Annotated in this window: 13 protein-coding genes and 1 tRNA gene; 6 read left to right on the forward strand and 8 right to left on the reverse strand. The window is 65.7% G+C overall.

All coding sequences use genetic code 11. From position 1 onward, the window contains the following. Positions 1–32 precede the first annotated feature (32 nt). The 5 genes from EJP69_RS27905 to EJP69_RS27925 form a co-directional block, all read right to left on the reverse strand. Complete coding sequence (locus EJP69_RS27905; RefSeq protein ID WP_126473586.1) at positions 33–608, reverse strand: hypothetical protein; 576 nt, start codon at positions 606–608, stop codon at positions 33–35. Beyond that, positions 586–2,451: a LysM peptidoglycan-binding domain-containing protein gene (locus tag EJP69_RS27910; RefSeq protein WP_126473588.1), complete on the reverse strand. Its 1,866-nt coding sequence runs from the start codon at positions 2,449–2,451 to the stop codon at positions 586–588. The genes EJP69_RS27905 and EJP69_RS27910 overlap by 23 nt, the downstream gene beginning before the upstream one ends. A 16-nt stretch (positions 2,452–2,467) precedes the next feature. Continuing rightward, on the reverse strand, positions 2,468–5,221 hold the full coding sequence (locus EJP69_RS27915) for a type VI secretion system Vgr family protein (RefSeq protein ID WP_126473589.1): 2,754 nt from the start codon (positions 5,219–5,221) through the stop codon (positions 2,468–2,470). 678 nt (positions 5,222–5,899) lie between these two features. Continuing rightward, positions 5,900–5,974, reverse strand: a tRNA-Arg gene (locus tag EJP69_RS27920). 43 nt (positions 5,975–6,017) lie between these two features. After that, a complete protein-coding gene (locus EJP69_RS27925; RefSeq protein WP_093206412.1) occupies positions 6,018–6,692 on the reverse strand; it encodes a TetR family transcriptional regulator in 675 nt (224 codons plus the stop codon). Positions 6,693–6,870: 178 nt separating this feature from the next. Between EJP69_RS27925 and EJP69_RS27930 the strand changes: the two genes are divergently transcribed. From EJP69_RS27930 to EJP69_RS27945, 4 genes are all read left to right on the forward strand, one after another. Beyond that, complete coding sequence (locus tag EJP69_RS27930) at positions 6,871–8,157, forward strand: efflux RND transporter periplasmic adaptor subunit (protein WP_093206411.1); 1,287 nt, start codon at positions 6,871–6,873, stop codon at positions 8,155–8,157. A gap of 18 nt (positions 8,158–8,175) precedes the next feature. Further along, complete coding sequence (locus EJP69_RS27935; protein WP_093206410.1) at positions 8,176–11,343, forward strand: efflux RND transporter permease subunit; 3,168 nt, start codon at positions 8,176–8,178, stop codon at positions 11,341–11,343. Then, a complete protein-coding gene (locus EJP69_RS27940; protein ID WP_093206409.1) occupies positions 11,336–12,769 on the forward strand; it encodes an efflux transporter outer membrane subunit in 1,434 nt (477 codons plus the stop codon). Before EJP69_RS27935 ends, EJP69_RS27940 begins: the two co-directional genes overlap by 8 nt. Positions 12,770–12,921: 152 nt before the next feature. Beyond that, positions 12,922–13,545, forward strand: coding sequence for a c-type cytochrome (locus tag EJP69_RS27945; protein WP_126473591.1), 624 nt, complete (start codon positions 12,922–12,924; stop codon positions 13,543–13,545). A gap of 55 nt (positions 13,546–13,600) precedes the next feature. Here the strand turns inward: EJP69_RS27945 and EJP69_RS27950 are convergent, their stop codons facing one another. From EJP69_RS27950 to EJP69_RS27960, 3 genes are all read right to left on the reverse strand, one after another. After that, entirely contained in the window at positions 13,601–14,167 is a 567-nt protein-coding gene (locus tag EJP69_RS27950; protein ID WP_093306940.1) for a DUF2946 family protein, read from the reverse strand. 103 nt (positions 14,168–14,270) lie between these two features. Then, the gene (locus tag EJP69_RS27955) at positions 14,271–15,269 is read right to left on the reverse strand and encodes a YheT family hydrolase (RefSeq protein ID WP_126473683.1); all 999 of its coding nucleotides are present in this window, start codon (positions 15,267–15,269) and stop codon (positions 14,271–14,273) included. Between the two features lie 73 nt (positions 15,270–15,342). Continuing rightward, positions 15,343–15,795 (reverse strand): YybH family protein, encoded by a 453-nt coding sequence (locus EJP69_RS27960; RefSeq protein WP_093206406.1) that lies wholly within the window; start codon positions 15,793–15,795, stop codon positions 15,343–15,345. A 218-nt stretch (positions 15,796–16,013) separates the two neighbouring features. Between EJP69_RS27960 and rutA the strand changes: the two genes are divergently transcribed. Both rutA and rutB read left to right on the forward strand, forming a co-directional pair. Continuing rightward, complete coding sequence (gene rutA, locus EJP69_RS27965) at positions 16,014–17,126, forward strand: pyrimidine utilization protein A (protein ID WP_093306938.1); 1,113 nt, start codon at positions 16,014–16,016, stop codon at positions 17,124–17,126. 16 nt (positions 17,127–17,142) lie between these two features. Beyond that, positions 17,143–17,934, forward strand: coding sequence for a pyrimidine utilization protein B (rutB, locus tag EJP69_RS27970; RefSeq protein ID WP_240652312.1), 792 nt, complete (start codon positions 17,143–17,145; stop codon positions 17,932–17,934). The last annotated feature ends 12 nt before the right edge of the window (positions 17,935–17,946 follow it).

Genomic DNA, 17,946 nt, shown 5'->3' on the forward strand with positions numbered 1-17,946 from the left:
CGCAACTCATGCCGCAATTGGATGACTCATTCTTATGATGCCCTAGTGATGGGTGGTAGAAGAGCACAAAACGCGTCTTCCACATCCTCTTTCACTGGAACATTTCCTTGCGAAGCAACGGCCACAGACTCAATTCTCCGCGCCCCAGCTGTAAAGCTCATTATTTTCATCTCGGGCTGACGCGAGTAGACAATGATTCCATCAAGGCCTTCGTGATGCGGAAATTCCGCATCCCTATAACGTCTCAATGCAACATCCAATTGCTTCATTTTTGTTTTCTTTTTTCCCAAGAAAGCATCCCGAACCAGCTCATCATCTATCGATGGCGGGCGCCTTTTCATATACAAAAGTGAATCTCCCATTTTCCATTGCCCATCGCACTCGATCGATTTACCCGAAAGAAAATCAACAATAATTTGATCGACCTTCTCGCCATCGGAAGAGCGATCAAGATTCACCCATACCACATACGGCCCACCAGCATATCCAGCAAAAGAAAAAAGCGGTGACAGAACGGCAAAGAGAAGCACTCCTTGCCGCAACAATTTGAATGCAAATGATCGTGATCGAAAAAACAAAGCCATATCATCTGAAATTTGGAGTTGCATTTGCCGCACTCGATTTATCGGCCTCGATTCCCATTTCCTTATTAATCTCTGATGCGCTCCGCTCCTCTATCCCTGGATTTAGAAGATCTCTCTTGGCTTGCTCACAATAAGCAATTGGGACAAGATACTTCAGGTAGTTCGAACTCCCTTTATGCTTGACGATTTCACCTTTTTTGTTTTTCGTCACATATGGGGCGACAGGTGCAATATTGAAGTAAGAAAAATTGATCTGACTTCCCTGATTTCCTCCAAGCAAAATCAATCCATTGGATCCACTCTTTGCATATACGAATCCAACATGTTGCCCTGAACCAGCCGGAGACGTAACCATGGCAATGGCCCCATAAATCGGCCTTTCCAACTCAACAAATAATGGATTTCTGATCTTCTTCGTTGCCTTTTCCGACTTCTCCCTTGGTCCATCTACTTCGTAGAACCCATGCGCTCGTGCTTTCGCCACTTTGCGCCCCGGATAGTTCGCGTTTTCGATGGGGTAGTTCGCTTGCATCAGGCACCAATTCACAAAGGCCGCGCACCAGGCGTTATTCCTTCCGATCATGGATTTGATGCTGTCGTCAACTTCAACGTGATAGTTGATCTTGTCCTGCAGCGTGACCTCAGTCTCCCCACGTCTGAGCTTTGCTTCGGCAATGGCAATAGGCATCCAAGGCGCCCGCCCCGGCATCGGGTTGATGAGGGCCAGAACCCTCCCAGTTCCCTCCTTCGATCGCTCCGAATCCGATGACCTGATTCCAGACGAAACAGGCGGTGGTGCGGGAGCAGAAACACGTACGCGCTTCGGCGGAGCTCCCGGGCTCGCCGGTGCACTCACAGGCGGGGGCTTGGCGGCCAAGGACGGGGGATTCGATGACCTGCCGTCCGGCTTTGCCTTGCCGCTCCCGGTAATCAGCAGCACCTCCCCGGGGTAGATCCTGTCGCGGTCGAGTCCGCTTGCCTCCTTGATGCCGGCAACGCTGGTGCGATAAAGCGTCGCGATCTTCCAAAGACTGTCCCCGGGCTGCACCACATAGCTCATGGGCTTCCTCTGCCCCACCGTCGAACTGTTGACCTTCTCCGATCCAGCAACGCCCTTCCATCTCCTGAATTTCGCCAGCAGATTGAAATCCCTCCCGACGTCGCCCTCGATGGTTCCGACCACCACGGCCTTCTTGCTCTTCGGTTCCGCCACCTTGACGTGCACGGCCGATCTGTCGGCCGGATGAATCACGGGAGGAAATCGCCCCGTGGCATCGGACTTGACCGTTTCCTCCTTGCCTCCTCTTTGCAGAATGATCTCGGCGTCGGGCAACGGCTGGCTGCCGTCGGTCGCGTTGATCCTGCTCACGGCGACCCAGGTTTCCTTTCTGGTCTCGGCGTTGGCGTGATACCCCTCGATCTCCGCGATGCTGTTCACTATCTTTTCGAGTTCGGCATCGCTGCACTCGCCGATCTTTCTGCTGGCCGGAATGCCGCTCGTCTTGAGCAGATCGCGCGCATATTTTTCCGTGTCGTTTTCCTTCTTCGGGGCGTAGACAGGAATGGCTTCCGGGATCGTCCTGTCGCCGTGCAGTCGCTTCAGGTTCGCCTTCAGTTCCTCTCGCCCCGCATCTTCATCGGGGAAGATCAGGAAGGTCCGGCCCGATCTGGTCGTGGCGAATCCGACGTAGCCCTTTGCCTTTCTGGGCGCGGGCACACCGTCGACCATCCGGGCGGTCAGATCGCCGGGGTTGTTGATGCGCCATGGCAGCGTTCCGCCCGAGCGCAGCAGGTGTCGGCCGTCTTCGCAGATGAACTCGGCGACTTCGATGTTGGGGTGGTAGGTAGCGGATATCAGCTTGGGCATGCTTGGTCTCTCGCGCTCAGGCCAGGCTGCTCAGATGAGCTGCGACTGCCGACTCGGGGAGGAAGTGATCGAAGGCCGAGGCACCTCCCGGCGGGGCATATCTCGAGCTTTCGGCATCGGGCGATTCATCGTCCTCATGGACCTCGTCGCCTTCGTCGTTGTCCGGACTGCCCTGCAGCGCGTGGATCGTCGGCACGGGCGCCCAGTCCCACGCCTCCTCGCCCACGACCAGCACCGCCTCGTCGGGCGTCTCGAAGCTGATCCTGGGGAGCCGCCCGTCGTCGGGAATCACGCCCTCCGCCTTGATTTCCTGTTTCTCGCCGAGGATCCTGTAGGGCAGTCCTGCCATCTCCGCGTGCCTGAAGACTTCGTCGCTGCCAAGCGGCGCGAAACGGACGCTGTACTTGTCGTCATGGCTAACGCCCTGCATGCGCAGCCGCTTGGCCATGTCCATCGGCCCCGCATAGCTGTGGGTAGCGGCGTGTTCGCGCCAGAGGCCTCTGGTTCCATGCACGATGCCCGAGGCGTTCCACTTGCTGAAGCTGCCGCCTCCGCTGATCAGGATCTCCTCCTTCGCGGTGATGGCGATCCTGTCGGCTTCGAGCTTGATCTCCAGCCTGGCCAGCAGGTTGATGCTGTTCTGCAGAGCGACGATGTCGATGCCCGCGGTGGCGGCCGTCAGGCGGATGGCCTTGTACGCGAAGAGGCGCGCGGCCTCCCTGACGCTCACCAGGAAGCTCCTGCCCGCGCTGATGCTCGTATGGCCGCCGCTGCTCAGGGCGTTGTGCGTGATGCTGGCAATGTGGGTGGCGCCCGCCGCGGTGCTCTGGATGCCGGCCGCGCTGGCGAGCACGAGGTGAGGCTCGTCGAGTTCCGGAAACGCGTCCGGCTGCGAGCCTCCGCTCCTGCCCTTGATCGCATCGTTCTGCTCCTTGAGGGCCGTCGTGACAGCATCCTGGTCGCCCGCTTCGTGCGCCCTGGCCTCCTGCGCGATCTGGCCCTGGCGCTCGTGCAGATCGCGCGCGGCCGTCAGGCGCGCGACGGTTTCGCCGAGGTCGGTGATATGCGCCTGCGCGCCGGGCCGAGCCTCGGTGGTGAGCAGCAGCCCCTTTGCGGCGCGCACCGCCGCATGGCCGTCGGTGCGCAGTTCGGCTCCCTCACCCCGGTCGTCCTTGCGGCCCGACGTGTCGTCGATGCGGCCGATGTGGCCGAGGCTCAGGCTGCTGCTGAGGTGGTCGCTCTTGAGCTGGGCCTGGAGCTTGCCATGATGGTCGTCCAGTGCCAGATGATTGCCCCGCGCTCCGCCCGCACGGCCCGAACCGTCGCTTGCGCCCAGCTCGCGGCTGCGGATGCCCGAGAGATTCTTCTGGTCGGGCAGGCGCCACGCAGGCATGTTCTCGGCATTGAACACGCGGCCGGTGATGATGGGGCAGTCCGGATCGCCGCTCAGGAAATCGACGACCACTTCCTGCCCGATGCGAGGCAGCGCAGCAGCACCGAAGGTCTCGCCTGCCCAGGCCATGGACACGCGCACCCAGCAACTGGAGTTCTCGTCGTGTCGGCCGAGGCGATCCCAGTGGAACTGGACCTTGACGCGGCCGTACTGGTCGACCCATATCTCTTCGTTCTTCGGGCCGACCACGATGGCGGTCTGCGGACCGCGCGTGCGAGGCTTCGGCGTGGCGCGCGGCGGTCGCCATGCATGGCTGACGGGCTGCGCTTCGAAGCAGAAGCGCTGGATGGAGCCTTCGCCCGCGTCGGCGCCTTCGCTGGCCCGGAGGTTTTCCTGCAGCTCGTAGCCGACGCTGGTCAGCAGGTATTTCTGGTTCTGGTCATCCCTCGGATGACTCGCCAGCTGGAAGGTGTAGCCCGGCGCGAGCTCGCGTCTGTTGGAACGCCCGCTCGCGGTGCAGCGTCCGCTCAGCTGCTCTTCGGTGCGGATGCGCGTGCAGGTCTCGCCGTCGTCGTACTGCCGGTAGCCGCCGGGCCATTCGTAGAGCTCGAAGTCGTCGTGCGCATGGCCGGCGCGCAGTTGCCGCCGGCTGGAAAGATCCGCCCTTGGCTTGAGCGGGTCGAACTCGTTGGTGAAGTGAAGGCCCGATCGGATTTCCTCCCCGGTTTTCCATTCGTAGATGCGCTCGTTCGGGCTCGATCCCCCTCCGGTCATGCCCGCCTTCTCCAGGGGGTGGAAGCGCACGATGTCGCCTCCCGGCAGCGGATCGTGCGAGCTCGCGATGTCGTCCGCGAGCACCAGCACATGCCGCTGCGCCTCGTGCCTGAAGTAGTAGCAGATGCCCTCGAGCTCGCACAAGCGCGAGACGTACGAGAAATCGCTCTCGTGATACTGCACGCAGTAGTCCCGGATGCGGTAGTCGCGGCCCAGTCTTTTCTCCACGGGGTAGCCGTAGCCGCCGAGCACGTCGGCCACGATTTCCGGCACGGTCTTGTTCTGGAAGATGCGGAAGTCGCTTCGACGCGTGGCGAGCCACAGCCATGGGCGCAGCGTCATGCGATAGAAGGAATGGCGGGCGTCCTCCCCGGTCAGACCGAAGGATGCGACGACACCGCCCAGATGGCGCGTATCGCCGCTCTCCGTCCGCACCTCCACGGTGGCGGGCTTGCCGAGCAGCACCCTGGGATCGACGCCGTTGCTGCTGCCCAGCAGATCGATGTCGAAGGCATAGAGCTGGCTCAACGCTTCGCGGCCGGCCAGCCGGTGGAACTGCAGCGCCTCCCCCATCGGCGTTCGAATGGTGACGCGACGTGTCATCGCACCGCCGAAGGCGCAGGAACGCACGACCGGCGAACGTGCCGGCGCGTGCCATCGAAGATGGACATGGATCCTCCCTGAAATCGCCGCTCTGATCGGCGGCATGTTTCGTCGGAGTATCCGAGCGGGCACGGTCTTCCATCTGACAACGACGAGATGGCTTGCCGATTCGTGAACGAATGCGCGTGCCGGCCGCGCGCCCCGTCGCTGCCCGACAGCGGAGGTGTCGAATGTTACAGGTCGATGCCTGGGCTCACCGGGTTTCGCACGCTCGGGTGCGTCCCGCCGGCTTCCACTTCTTAATTACTTACTTCTCTTATTTAAAGATAGTAGTAGTAGATAAGGGTAAACCCGCGCTGTGGACAGTACCGTTTTTTCCTTGCGTGACAAGGACTTGCGGTTCCCGTACTACTGTGTGTGTGCCTGCTTCGGGACTGCTTCCGGAAATGGAACAACATCCTGGAAGTCGATCCGGCTGTGGATAAGGCATGACTTGTGCCGAAACTGTCCCCAGAGTTGTCTGATGCCGTGTGGACGCGCGATGTCTTCGAGCCTTCAAGGCCCTTCGGGAAATGCGCGGGAGAGGATCGGCTGCCGCCCGAGCGAGGGGCGGTTGCGGTTTGCTTCGGGGAAAAACAAAAAAGCCGGACACATTCGAAATGTGTCCGGCTTGGTGTCTGGTCCCGCCGCCAGGAATCGAACCTGGATCTCAGCCTTCGGAGGGCCGAATTCTATCCGTTGAAATACAGCGAGGAATCTGGGTCCGGCGTGCACCGGAGCCACGCATTATCGCCTATCAGGCGACGACGGTTTCGGTCTCGTCCACAACGGGTGCGCCCGGCAACGGCCGGACGAAGCCGAGGCCCGCCAGGTAGACCCTGAACGTGCGCCTGCCGGTGGGCACCAGGTCGAAGGCCTGGGGGTCGAGCAGCCAGTTCTGGATGAGCCCGCTGATCAGCGCATGCAGCCCCTGCGCCGCCACGTGGCCCGGCACCGGCAGCTTGATGCGGCCGCGGCGCGCGGCCATGCGCAGGGCCTTCTCGAAGTCGCCGACGCAGGCGTTGCGGGCGTCGAGGTGGCGCTGCTGCACCGAGGCCATGTCGTGCGTGTATTCGACCTTGTGGGTCGCGATGTCGAACACGCGGCGCACCTGCGGGTCGGTGGTCATGAGGGTGAGCGCGTGCACCATGCCCTCCTCGATTTCCGCCAGCGGGTCGTCGACGCCGGGAGCGGTAGCCGCCGCCCTGGGCGAGGTCTCCAGCGGCAGGATGACGCGCTCCATCATCGCGTTGAAGAGATCGGCCTTGTCCTTGAAGTGCCAATAGATGGCGCCGCGCGTCGCGCCGGCCTGCTGCGCGATCTGCTGCAGCGTGGTCTGCGAGACGCCCTGCGCCTGAAACAGCAGCTCCGCGGCATCGAGCAACCGATGCCGCGTGGCCAATGCCTCTTCCTTCGTACGACGTGCCACCAAGTCTCCTGATTTGTAAAGACAACGCCCTCTATGTATCGTGGGGCCATTGCATGGCTGTCACTATACATCCATGAATGTATGTAAACTAGCCGGCTTCCCCGATGGCCGACCTGGCTGTACAGGTTTCCGGTTCGCACCGCGCGCCCGCCATCTCCCGTCTTCGCATCAAAGGAATCGCATGCCTCTCCTGCATGTTTCGCGCCAATCGTCCTTTTCGCCGCGCCTCGCGACCGTGGCCGCCGTCGTCCTGCTGGTCCTCGCGGGCTGCGGCAAGAGCGATGCGCCCGGAGGCCCGGGCGGCGGAGGCGGTGGCGGTGGCCATCCCGCGCCCGAAGTCGGCGTGGTCGTGGCCGCGCCGACCGACGTCGGCCTCGTCACCGAGCTGCCCGGCCGCCTCGAGGCCTCCCGCATCGCCCAGGTCCGCGCCCGCGCATCGGGCATCCTGCTGAAGCGCGAATTCCGCGAAGGCAGCGACGTGAAGGCCGGCCAGCTGCTGTTCCGCATCGACCCGGCGCCGCTGGTGGCCGCCACCCAGAACGCGCAGGCCACGCTGGCCCGCGCCGAAGCCAATGCCGTGCAGGCCAAGGCCCTGGCCGACCGCTACAAGCCGCTGGTCGAGGCCAATGCCGTCAGCAAGCAGGAATACGCGACCGCCGTGGCCTCCGCCAAGCAGGCCGAGGCCGACGTGGCATCGGGCCGCGCGGCGCTGCAGACCGCCAAGATCAACCAGAGCTATGCCGACGTGACCTCGCCCATCGCGGGCCGCATCGGCCGCGCGCTCGTCACCGAGGGCGCGCTGGTGGGCCAGGGCGACGCCACCGAGCTGGCCGTGGTGCAGCAGATCAATCCGCTGTACGTGAACTTCACGCAGTCGGCCTCCGATGCGATGAAGCTGCGCCGCGCCGTGGCCGCCGGCCAGTACAAGCGCGCGAGCGGCGAGGAAGCCGCGACCATCCGCGTGGTGCTTGAAGACGGCACCGACTACCCGCTCGAAGGCAAGCTGCTGTTCTCCGACCTCACGGTCGACTCCACCACCGGCCAGGTCACGCTGCGCGCCGAAGTGCCCAACCCCAAGGGCGAGCTGCTGCCCGGCCTGTACGTGCGAGTGAAGCTCGAGCAGGCGCAGGCCACCAACGCGATCACGGTGCCGCAGCAGGCCGTCACGCGCACCCAGCAGGGCGACACCGTGTCGGTGGTCGACAAGGACGGGAAGATCAGCCAGCGCAGCGTGAAGATCAGCGCCGCCAAGGACAACCAGTGGGTGGTGCTCGACGGCCTGAAGGCCGGCGAACAGGTGATGGTCGACGGCTTCCAGAAGCTGCAGATGATGCCGCCCGGCACGCCGGTGAAGGCCGTCCCGTGGACCAAGCCCAACCCGAACGGCGGCGCGGCCAAGCCCGCCGCCGAGGGGGCCGCGCCCGCGGCGCCCGCCTCCGCCGAGAAGACCCCGGCCGAGAAGAAGTAATCAGGAGCGCGCCCGCAAATGGCCAAATTCTTTATCGACCGACCGATCTTCGCCTGGGTGATCGCACTGTTCATCCTGGTGGTGGGCGGCGTGTCAATCACCCAGCTGCCGATCTCGCAGTACCCGCCGGTGGCGCCACCCGCCATCGTCATCAACGTCGCCTACCCCGGCGCCTCGGCCCAGACGCTCGAGGACAGCGTGCTGTCCGTCATCGAGCGTGAAATGAACGGCTCCCCAGGCCTGATCTACATGGAATCGGTGGCCCAGGCCGACGGCACCGGCTCCATCACGATCAGCTTCGAGCCCGGCACCAACGACGACCTCGCGCAGGTGGACGTGCAGAACCGGCTGTCGCGCGCGACGCCGCGCCTGCCCTCCGCCGTGACGCAGCAGGGCGTGCGCGTGGACAAGTCGCGCAACAACTTCCTGATGTTCGTGATGCTGTCCTCGGACAACCCGAACTTCGACCCGGTGGCGCTCGGCGACTACGCCGCGCGCAACGTCGTGCCCGAGCTGCAGCGCGTGGTCGGCGTGGGCCAGGCGCAGCTCTTCGGTTCCGAGAACGCGATGCGCGTGTGGATCGACCCTGCCAAGCTGCAAGGCTTCAACCTGTCGTCGACCGACGTCAACAACGCCATCCGCGCGCAGAACGCGCAGGTGTCCTCGGGCACGCTGGGTGACCTGCCCAACATTCCCGGCCAGGCCATCGCGGCCACGGTGACCGTGAACGGCCAGCTCGTCAACGTGGAGCAGTTCCAGAACATCGTGCTGCGCGCCAACACCGACGGCTCGACCGTACGGCTGAAGGACGTCGCGCGCGTGGAGCTCGGCGGCCAGTCGTACGCCACCTCGGCCCGCCTGAACGGCGTGCCCGCGGTCGGCATCGGCGTGCAGCCCACGCCCAACGGCAACGCGCTGCAGTCGGCCAAGGCGATCCGCGCCAAGATGGCCGAACTCGAGCGCTACTTCCCGCAGGGCGTGAAGTGGGCGATTCCGTACGACAGCTCGCGCTTCGTGCAGATCTCGATCACCGAAGTGGTCAAGACGCTGCTGGAAGCCGTGGCGCTGGTGTTCATCGTGATGTTCCTGTTCCTGCAGAACTGGCGCTACACGATCATCCCGACCATCGTGGTGCCGATCGCGCTGCTGGGCACTTTCGCCTCGCTGCTGGCGCTGGGCTTCTCGATCAACGTGCTGACCATGTTCGGCATGGTGCTGGTGATCGGTATCGTGGTGGACGACGCCATCGTGGTGGTGGAGAACGTCGAGCGCATCATGAGCGAGGAGGGGCTGCCGCCGCTCGAAGCCACGCGCAAGGCCATGAGGCAGATCTCCGGCGCCATCATCGGCGTGACGGTGGTGCTGATCTCGGTGTTCGTGCCGCTGGCGTTCTTCGCGGGCTCCACCGGCAACATCTATCGCCAGTTCTCGGCGGTGATGGTGGCCTCGATCGCCTTCTCGGCCTTCATGGCGCTGTCGCTCACGCCGGCGCTGTGCGCCACGCTGCTCAAGCCGGTGGAAGCCGGCCACCATCACGAGAAGACCGGCTTCTTCGGCTGGTTCAACCGTGGCTTCTCGCGCACGGCCAAGGGCTACGAGAGCGTGGTCGCGCGCATCCTGCGCCGCGCCGCGCGCTACCTCGTGATCTACGTCGCGATCATCGGCGCGGTGGTGTTCACCTACACCCGCCTGCCGAGCTCCTTCCTGCCGCAGGAAGACCAGGGCAACATCATCGTGAACGTGCAGCTGCCGCCTGGCGCGACGCAGGAGCGCGCGCTGTCGGTCATGCAGCAGGTCGAAGGCTTCATCCTGAAGCAGCCCGAAGTGGAAAGCATGGTGGGCGTGATGGGCTTCAGCTTCTCGGGCCAGGGCCAGAACGCCGGCCTCGCCTTCGTGACGCTGAAGGACTGGGAAGAACGCAAGGACCCGGCCCACTCGGCCAGCGCGCTCGCCGGCCGTGCCTTCGGCGCGCTCTCGGGCATCCGCGACGCCTTCATCTACCCGCTGAGCCCGCCGCCCATTCCCGAACTGGGCAACGCCAGCGGCTTCAGCTTCCGCCTGCAGGACCGTTCGGGCGCAGGCCACGACGCGCTGATCAAGGCACGCAACCAGCTGCTGGGCATGGCCTCGCAGAGCAAGGTGCTGGCCCAGGTCCGTCCCGACGGCCTGGAAGACGCGCCGCAGCTGCAGATCGACATCGACCGCGACAAGGCGAACGCGCTGGGCGTGAGCTTCGACGCGATCAACACGACGCTGTCGACCGCGCTGGGTTCGAGCTACATCAACGACTTCCCGAACCGCGGCCGCCTGCAGCGCGTGGTGGTGCAGGCCGACGCTCCGGCGCGCATGCAGCCCGACGACCTGCTCAAGCTGAACTCCAGCAACACGCAGGGCCAGCCGGTGCCGCTGTCGGCCTTCGCGACTACCAAGTGGGTCACGGGCGCCACGCAGACGGTGCGCTACAACGGCTATCCGGCGATCCGCATCAGCGGCGACGCGGCACCCGGCTACAGCACGGGCGCGGCCATGGCCGAGATGGAAAAGCTCGCCAAGCAGCTGCCGCAAGGCTTCGGCTTCGAATGGACCGGCCAGTCGCGTGAAGAAAAGCTCGCGGGCTCGCAGGCCATCATCCTGTATGCCTTCGCGATCCTGGCGGTGTTCCTCTGCCTGGCCGCGCTGTACGAGAGCTGGTCGATCCCGCTGTCGGTGATCCTGGTGGTGCCTCTGGGCGTGCTGGGCGTGCTGGTGGCGACGATGCTGCGTTCCTATTCGAACGACGTGTACTTCCAGGTGGGGCTGATCACCATCATCGGCCTGTCGGCGAAGAACGCGATTCTGATCATCGAGTTCGCGAAGGATCTGCAGGCACAGGGCAAGGGGATCATCGAATCGGCGCTGGAAGCCGCCCACCTGCGGTTCCGCCCGATCATCATGACCTCGCTGGCCTTCGGCCTCGGCGTCGTGCCGCTGTTCATCGCCTCGGGCGCGGGCTCCGCAAGCCAGCGCGCCATCGGCACCGGCGTGCTCGGCGGCATGGTGACGGGTACGGCCCTCGCCGTGATCTTCGTGCCGGTGTTCTTCGTGGTGGTGCGCAAGCTGTTCAAGGGCAGCGCACGCCAGCACGAGGCCGACAAGCGACACGCCGAAGCCGCCGGCATTGCACCGGAGCAACCACAACATGACTAAGAAACTGATTCCAACCGCGCTGGCCGCCGCGATGCTGCTGGCGGGCTGCTCGCTGATCCCGACCTACGAGCGCCCCGCCGCGCCGGTGCCGACCACCTACCCGGGTGATCCGGCGCAGCCGTCCGGCCAGGCCGCGGCCAACCTGCCGTGGCAGGACTTCTTCACCGACCCGCGGCTCGCGGGCCTGATCCGCACGGCGCTCGCGAACAACCGCGACCTGCGCGTATCGGTGCTCAACATCGAGCAGGCGCGCGCGCAGTTCCAGATCGAGCGCTCCAACCTCTTCCCCGCGCTCGGCCTCACGGGCACGGGCTCGCGCTCGAGCCCCAACGCCTACCAGGCGATCGACCCGAGCCAGGGCAGCGTGTCGTCGCAGTACGCCGTCAACTTCGGCTTCACCTCGTGGGAGATCGATTTCTTCGGCCGCATCCGCGCGCTGAAGGACCAGGCGCTGGCGCAGTACCTCGCCACGGACGAGACCCGCAAGGCGGTGCAGACCAGCCTGATCGCGTCGGTGGCCAACGGCTGGCTCACGCTGCTGGCCGACGACGAGCTGCTGGAGATCACGCGCCAGACCATGGTCACGCGCGAAGAATCGGTGCGCCTTACCAAGCTGCGCTTCGACAACGGCGTTTCGTCGGAGCTCGACTACCAGGCCGCGAACGGTCAGCTCGAGGCCGCGCGCGCGGCCTACGCGCAGCAGCAGCGCACCCGCGCGCAGGACGAGAACGCCCTCGCCCTGCTGCTGGGCGCGCCGGTGCCGGCCGATGCGACGGCGGGCGGCGCGAAGGGCCTGGACGGCATCAAGCCGATGCCCGACGTGCCGGCCGGCCTGCCCTCGGACCTGCTGGCGGAGCGACCCGACATCCGTTCGGCGGAGCAGCAGCTGATCGCGGCCAACGCCAACATCGGCGCGGCGCGCGCGAACTTCTTCCCGCGCGTGTCGCTGACTAGCTCCATCGGCACCGCCAGCAGCGAGTTCTCGGGCCTGTTCGACCGCGGCTCCAAGGCATGGTCGTTCGCTCCGACGGTGACGCTGCCGATCTTCGACGCCGGCCGCAACATCGCCACGCTCGACTCGGCCAAGGCCGGGCGCGAGATCGCGGTGGCGCAGTACGAGAAGTCGATCCAGACCGCGTTCCGCGAAGTGGCCGACGCGCTCGCGGGCCGCGCCACGCTGGGCGAGCAGGTGCGCGCGCAGCGTGCGCAGGCCGATGCGGAGTCGGTGCGCTACAAGCTCTCCGACCTGCGCTATCGCAACGGCATCGCCAGCGCGCTCGACCTGCTCGATGCGCAGCGCTCGCTGTTCACGGCCCAGCAATCGGCCGTGAACTCGCGCCTGCTGCAGCTGCAGAACCAGGTCACGCTCTACCGGACGCTGGGCGGCGGCTGGGCCACGCGCGACGGCAACGGCGAGAAGGGCTGAAGCCCTCGAGGGCGTCTCGAGCCCGATCAGGGCCGAGACGCCAAGGCGTCCCATAAGGGTGCTCCCTTGCCCCCGCCGGCAAGGGCACTCCCTATAATCGCCGGTTGGTTAGGAAAAGCCCCCCGACGAGCCCCCGATAATTGAGGACGCGAATGAGCGCAGACCCGCATTACCAGGCCACAGAAGAAGCCCACACCGGGCCGATCAAGAACCCGAAGCAACTGCTGCTCGCGGTATTTTTTTCCTTCATTGTCCCGATCCTGATCATCGTGGGCCTTGTCTCCTACGTGGTCTCGGGTACCAAGCCCGCCGGCACCGCCGAGGGCGAGAACATGGCGCTCTACGGCGTGACCAAGGAAGCGCGCGACCGTGACGTGGCCGAACGCCTCAAGAAGGTCGGCAGCATCGAGATCCGCGACGCCAACCGCCCGCTCGCAGCCGGCGAGGCCGTGTTCAAGGCCCAGTGCGTCGCCTGCCACGGAGCGCCCGGCATCCCCGGAGCCCCTCACCTGAACGACGCCGCAGCCTGGGGCCCGCGCATCGGCCAGGGGTATGCAACGCTGCTCGAACATGCCCTGAAGGGCAAGGGCGCCATGCCTGCGCAGGGCGGCGGCGACTTCGAAGACCTCGAAGTGGGCCGTGCCGTGGTCTACATGGCCAATGCCGGCGGCGCCAAGTTCCCGGTGCCGGATCGCCCCGCCGCAGCAGCCGCGGCGCCTGCCGAAAGCGCTTCAGGTGCGGCTCCTGCCGCAGCGGCCAGCGCGCCAGCCAAGTAAGCGTTTTCCCTGATCAGCAACGAAAGAAAGCCGGCCCAGCGCCGGCTTTTTTCATTCAGGGGTGCGACGCGGCCGCAACGGCGGCGTGGCGTTCGGCAGGGCTCAGCACATGGCCGAAGCGCGCCGGCAACTCGCCGGCCTGCACGTTCGCGGGTGTCCACAGGCCCCGTTCCACGGCTTCCGCCGCGATGCCCACGTCCTGCGTGTGCACCAGCCCGAGCCCGAGCGGCGAGACCAGGTAGAGCCGCCCTTCCTCATCGAGCAGGCAATCCGACACCGTGGTGGCCACGCCCGTATGGGCCGTGACGGCGAAGCCGCCGCTCGCATTCGCATCCTCGGCAACGCGCCAGACCAGCGGCGAGGCCTCCAGCTCCACGTAGACGCGCTGCGGCCCGTTCTGGAAGAACCACTGGCCTTCGTCGTCGTGCTCGTAGTTGCGGTGGATGAATTCGATCAGCTTGTCGTGCCGCAGCATCGAGCCCTTGGCCGAGCGGAACGGGCCCATGGCCTGGGTGCGGTCGTCGCGCATGTACCAGTTGCCGCGCGCGTCGAGGCCCAGCCAGCCGTAGCAGTGCGGCACGTTGGGCCACTTGGCGAGCGCTTGTTTGACGATGTCGTCCATGGCAGCATTTTGCTCGCCCCCAGGCTCCGTGGACTTCGTGTCACTTCGCCAACCCCTTGCCGGAGGCGGACCGGCCGCTTCCGGCGGCCGTGCGCGGCGGCCCTCACGAATGAACAGGGGGTGCGAACTGAGTCAACCACCCGCCGACCCGCTCTGGCATGCCCCGCACATGCCCCGGCGGCGACCCCATCGGAAAGCCGACGTGCCCGCCATGCGCGGGCTGCCACAGCGTGACGTGCGCCCCGACCTCGCCGGGCTTCGGCAGGCTGCTCGCCGGAATGAACGGATCGTTGCGCGCATTCACCACCAGCGCGGGCACGCGGATCGAGGCCAGGTGCGGCTTGGCCGAGCCCCGGGCCCAGTAGTCGTCGGCGTCGCGAAAGCCGTGCAGCGGGGCGGTGAAGACGTTGTCGAATTCGTAGAGGTTGCGCGACGACACCAGCCGCTCGCGGTCGAACAGGCCCGGAAACTGCGCCAGCTTGGCCAGCGCCTTGGGCTTCATGGTCGCGAGGAACATCCGCGTGTAGACCAGCTTGTTGAAGCCCCGTCCGATGGCCTCGCCACCCGCCGCGAGGTCGAGCGGCGCGCAGACCGAGGCCACGGCACTCACCACGCCGGAGGCGGTTTCGCCCGCCTCGGAAGCCCATCGCATCAGCGCATTGCCGCCCAGCGACACGCCCGCCGCAAGTACCGGCCCTCCGCCCTTCTGCGCATGCTGCTCGCGCATGCGCGCGAGGATCCAGCCGATCTCCTCGAAGTCGCCCGAGTGGTAGGCGCGCGGCGCGAGGTTCATCTCGCCGCTGCAGCCGCGGAAGTGAGGCACCGCGAAGGCCATGCCGCGCGACGTCGCAAAAGCCGCGAAGGCTTCGGCGTAGTGGCTGCGCGACGAGCCCTCGAGTCCGTGGAACAGCACCAGCAGCGGCCTCGCGCCGGCAACCGGCGCATCGACGAAGTCGACGTCGATGAAGTCGGCGCCGTCCGGCGTGGACCAGCGCTCTCGCCGGTAGACCGGGGCCTGCCCGTCGAAGCGGCGGGCATAGAGCGCGGCCCAGATGGTCTGCAGGTTGCCGCCGGGCAGCCAGCGCGGCGCCGCGTAGTCCATCGACTCGAAGGAAGTCGCGGCGGCAGCCGCAACAGGAGAAAAGGAAGCTGCGGGAGAAAGCATCAATCGATCGTCAATGCAGGACCTGGGGCGGATCGTTCGCGTCGTCCGGTTCGCGCGCGGTGCCGGGGCTCGCGTGATGCGCCACCATGCGCCAGCCCTGGGCGGTCTTGTGATAGACGTTGGTCGCCAGCACGAAGGCATGGCGCGGCCCCTCGGCGGTGAGCACCTCGATGCGCTCGAGCACGTTGTGCACCGCGCTCGCGAGGGAATCGATCTTGCGCACCCGCGCCGGCATGGCGTGGATCGCGCCGTTGCCGAACATCTGCTCGAAGGCCGCGCGGATCGCCACGGCCCCCACCAGCCTCGGGCCGCCGGGGTGCACGCAGAACACCTCGTCCTCATCGGCCCAGCAGGCCATCAGCGCATCGATGTCGCCGCGCTGCAGCGCTTCGTAGAAGGCCGCCTCGACATCGTCGGCGGTACCGCCGATGGCCGCGGCGGCGCGGAGTGGGGTCTTGGGCATGGCGTGATTTTGCCGTGCGCTCCATGACGCCGGCACTGCACCGCTTTGGTCCTTGCCGCACCGGCTGGCCGCAGCCCGGCCGGATCGCATGCTCCGTTTTGGACCAAATGGTCAAAAAGAAAACGCCAATTTCTCATAAACCATTGATCTGAAATGACTTATCCAACTGGCACGGCGCATGCAAGGAGCCTCTCGAACCCGCAACAGGAGCCCTTCCAATGAACGTCGGCATCTTCATTCCCATCGGAAACAACGGCTGGCTGCTTTCCGAGAACGCACCGCAGTACAAGCCCAGCTTCGAGCTCAACAAGCAGATCACGCTGAAGGCGGAGCACTACGGCGTCGACTTCGCGCTGTCCATGATCAAGCTGCGCGGCTTCGGCGGCAAAACGGAGTTCTGGGACCACAACCTGGAGTCCTTCACGCTCATGGCCGGCCTCGCCGCGGTCACCAGCAGGATCAAGCTCTTCGCCACCGCCGCCTCGCTGGTGATGCCGCCGGCCATCGTGGCGCGCATGTCGTCCACCATCGACTCGATCTCCAACGGCCGCTTCGGCCTCAACCTCGTCACCGGCTGGCAGCGGCCCGAGTACTCGCAGATGGGCATGTGGCCCGGCGACCAGTTCTTCGGCACCCGCTACCAGTACCTGTCCGAATACATCCAGGTGCTGCGCGACCTCTGGGGCAAGGGCTCGTCCGACTTCAAGGGCGATCACTTCAAGATGGACGACTGCCGCCTGAGCCCGCAGCCGCAGGCCGACATGAAGGTGATCTGCGCCGGCCAGAGCGACGCGGGCATGGAGTTCTCGGCGAAGTACGCCGACTACAACTTCTGCTTCGGCAAGGGCGTGAACACGCCCAAGGCCTTCGCGCCCGCGGCCGAGAAGCTCATCGAGGCCACCGCGAAGACCGGTCGCAAGGTCACCACCTACGTGCTGATGATGGTGATCGCCGCCGAGACCGACGAGGCCGCGCGCGCCAAATGGGAGCACTACAAGGCCGGCGCCGACCACGAGGCCATCGCATGGCTGGGCCAGCAGGGCGCGGCCGACACGAAGTCGGGCGCCGACACCAACGTGCGCCAGATGGCCGACCCGACCTCCGCCGTGAACATCAACATGGGCACGCTCGTAGGCTCGTACGAGAACGTCGCGCGCATGCTCGACGAAGTGGCAGAGGTGCCCGGCACCGAAGGCGTGCTGCTGACCTTCGACGACTTCGTGCAGGGCGTCGAAGCCTTCGGCGAGCGCATCCAGCCGCTGATGAAGAGCCGCGCGCACGTGCCGAGTCCCGTGCCCTCGCAGGTCGAGCCCGAGCGCCTCGCGGCCTGAGCGGAAGGAGCGCCACATGACCACTCCCGCACGCAACGCCACCCTCACCTCGAACACGCCCGTCGGCGCACCGCGCGCACCCGGTGCACCGGCGCCGCTGATACTTCCCGCGCGCCCCGAGCCGCTCGCGCTGCACGCGAGCGACTCCGCGCTGATCGTCGTCGACATGCAGAACGCCTATGCATCCATCGGCGGGTATGTCGACTCGGCCGGCTTCGACATCTCCGGCGCGCAGGGCACCATCGCCGGCATCGTGCGCGCCATCGCGGCGGCACGCGCCGCCGGCATGCTCGTCGTGTTCCTGCAGAACGGCTGGGACGCGGGCTACGTCGAGGCCGGCGGCCCCGGCTCGCCGAACTGGCACAAGTCGAACGCGCTCAAGACGATGCGCGCGAAGCCCGAGCTGCAGGGCAAGTTCCTCGCCAAGGGCGGCTGGGACTACGAGCTCATCGAGGAAATGAAACCGCAGGCCGGCGACATCGTCGTGCCGAAGACGCGCTACAGCGGCTTCTTCAACAGCACGCTCGACAGCACGCTGCGCGCGCGCGGCATCCGCCACCTGGTGTTCACCGGCATCGCCACCAACGTGTGCGTCGAATCGACGCTGCGCGATGCCTTCCACCTCGAGTACTTCGCCGTGATGCTGGAAGACGCCACGCACGAACTCGGCGGGCCCGCGATCCAGAAGGCCTCGGTCTACAACGTGGAGACCTTCTTCGGATGGGTCTCCACGGTGGACCACTTCTGCAGCGTCTTCGCGCCCGCCTCCACTACCCACCCCGCACCGGCCGAAGCGGCCATCGCCTGATTTCTCTTCACC

The sequence above is a fragment of the Variovorax gossypii genome, assembly GCF_003965815.1.
In the GTDB taxonomy this organism is placed as follows: Bacteria; Pseudomonadota; Gammaproteobacteria; order Burkholderiales; family Burkholderiaceae_C; genus Variovorax; species Variovorax gossypii.

Coding starts and splice junctions, on each gene's coding strand:
- rutA (WP_093306938.1), top strand. CDS start 16,014: ATGAACGTCGGCATCTTCATTCCCATCGGAAACAACGGCTGGCTGCTT.
- EJP69_RS27910 (WP_126473588.1), bottom strand. CDS start 2,451: ATGCCCAAGCTGATATCCGCTACCTACCACCCCAACATCGAAGTCGCC.
- EJP69_RS27950 (WP_093306940.1), bottom strand. CDS start 14,167: ATGGACGACATCGTCAAACAAGCGCTCGCCAAGTGGCCCAACGTGCCG.
- EJP69_RS27955 (WP_126473683.1), bottom strand. CDS start 15,269: ATGGACTACGCGGCGCCGCGCTGGCTGCCCGGCGGCAACCTGCAGACC.
- EJP69_RS27905 (WP_126473586.1), bottom strand. CDS start 608: ATGCAACTCCAAATTTCAGATGATATGGCTTTGTTTTTTCGATCACGA.
- EJP69_RS27930 (WP_093206411.1), top strand. CDS start 6,871: ATGCCTCTCCTGCATGTTTCGCGCCAATCGTCCTTTTCGCCGCGCCTC.
- EJP69_RS27940 (WP_093206409.1), top strand. CDS start 11,336: ATGACTAAGAAACTGATTCCAACCGCGCTGGCCGCCGCGATGCTGCTG.
- rutB (WP_240652312.1), top strand. CDS start 17,143: ATGACCACTCCCGCACGCAACGCCACCCTCACCTCGAACACGCCCGTC.
- EJP69_RS27915 (WP_126473589.1), bottom strand. CDS start 5,221: ATGACACGTCGCGTCACCATTCGAACGCCGATGGGGGAGGCGCTGCAG.
- EJP69_RS27935 (WP_093206410.1), top strand. CDS start 8,176: ATGGCCAAATTCTTTATCGACCGACCGATCTTCGCCTGGGTGATCGCA.
- EJP69_RS27945 (WP_126473591.1), top strand. CDS start 12,922: ATGAGCGCAGACCCGCATTACCAGGCCACAGAAGAAGCCCACACCGGG.
- EJP69_RS27960 (WP_093206406.1), bottom strand. CDS start 15,795: ATGCCCAAGACCCCACTCCGCGCCGCCGCGGCCATCGGCGGTACCGCC.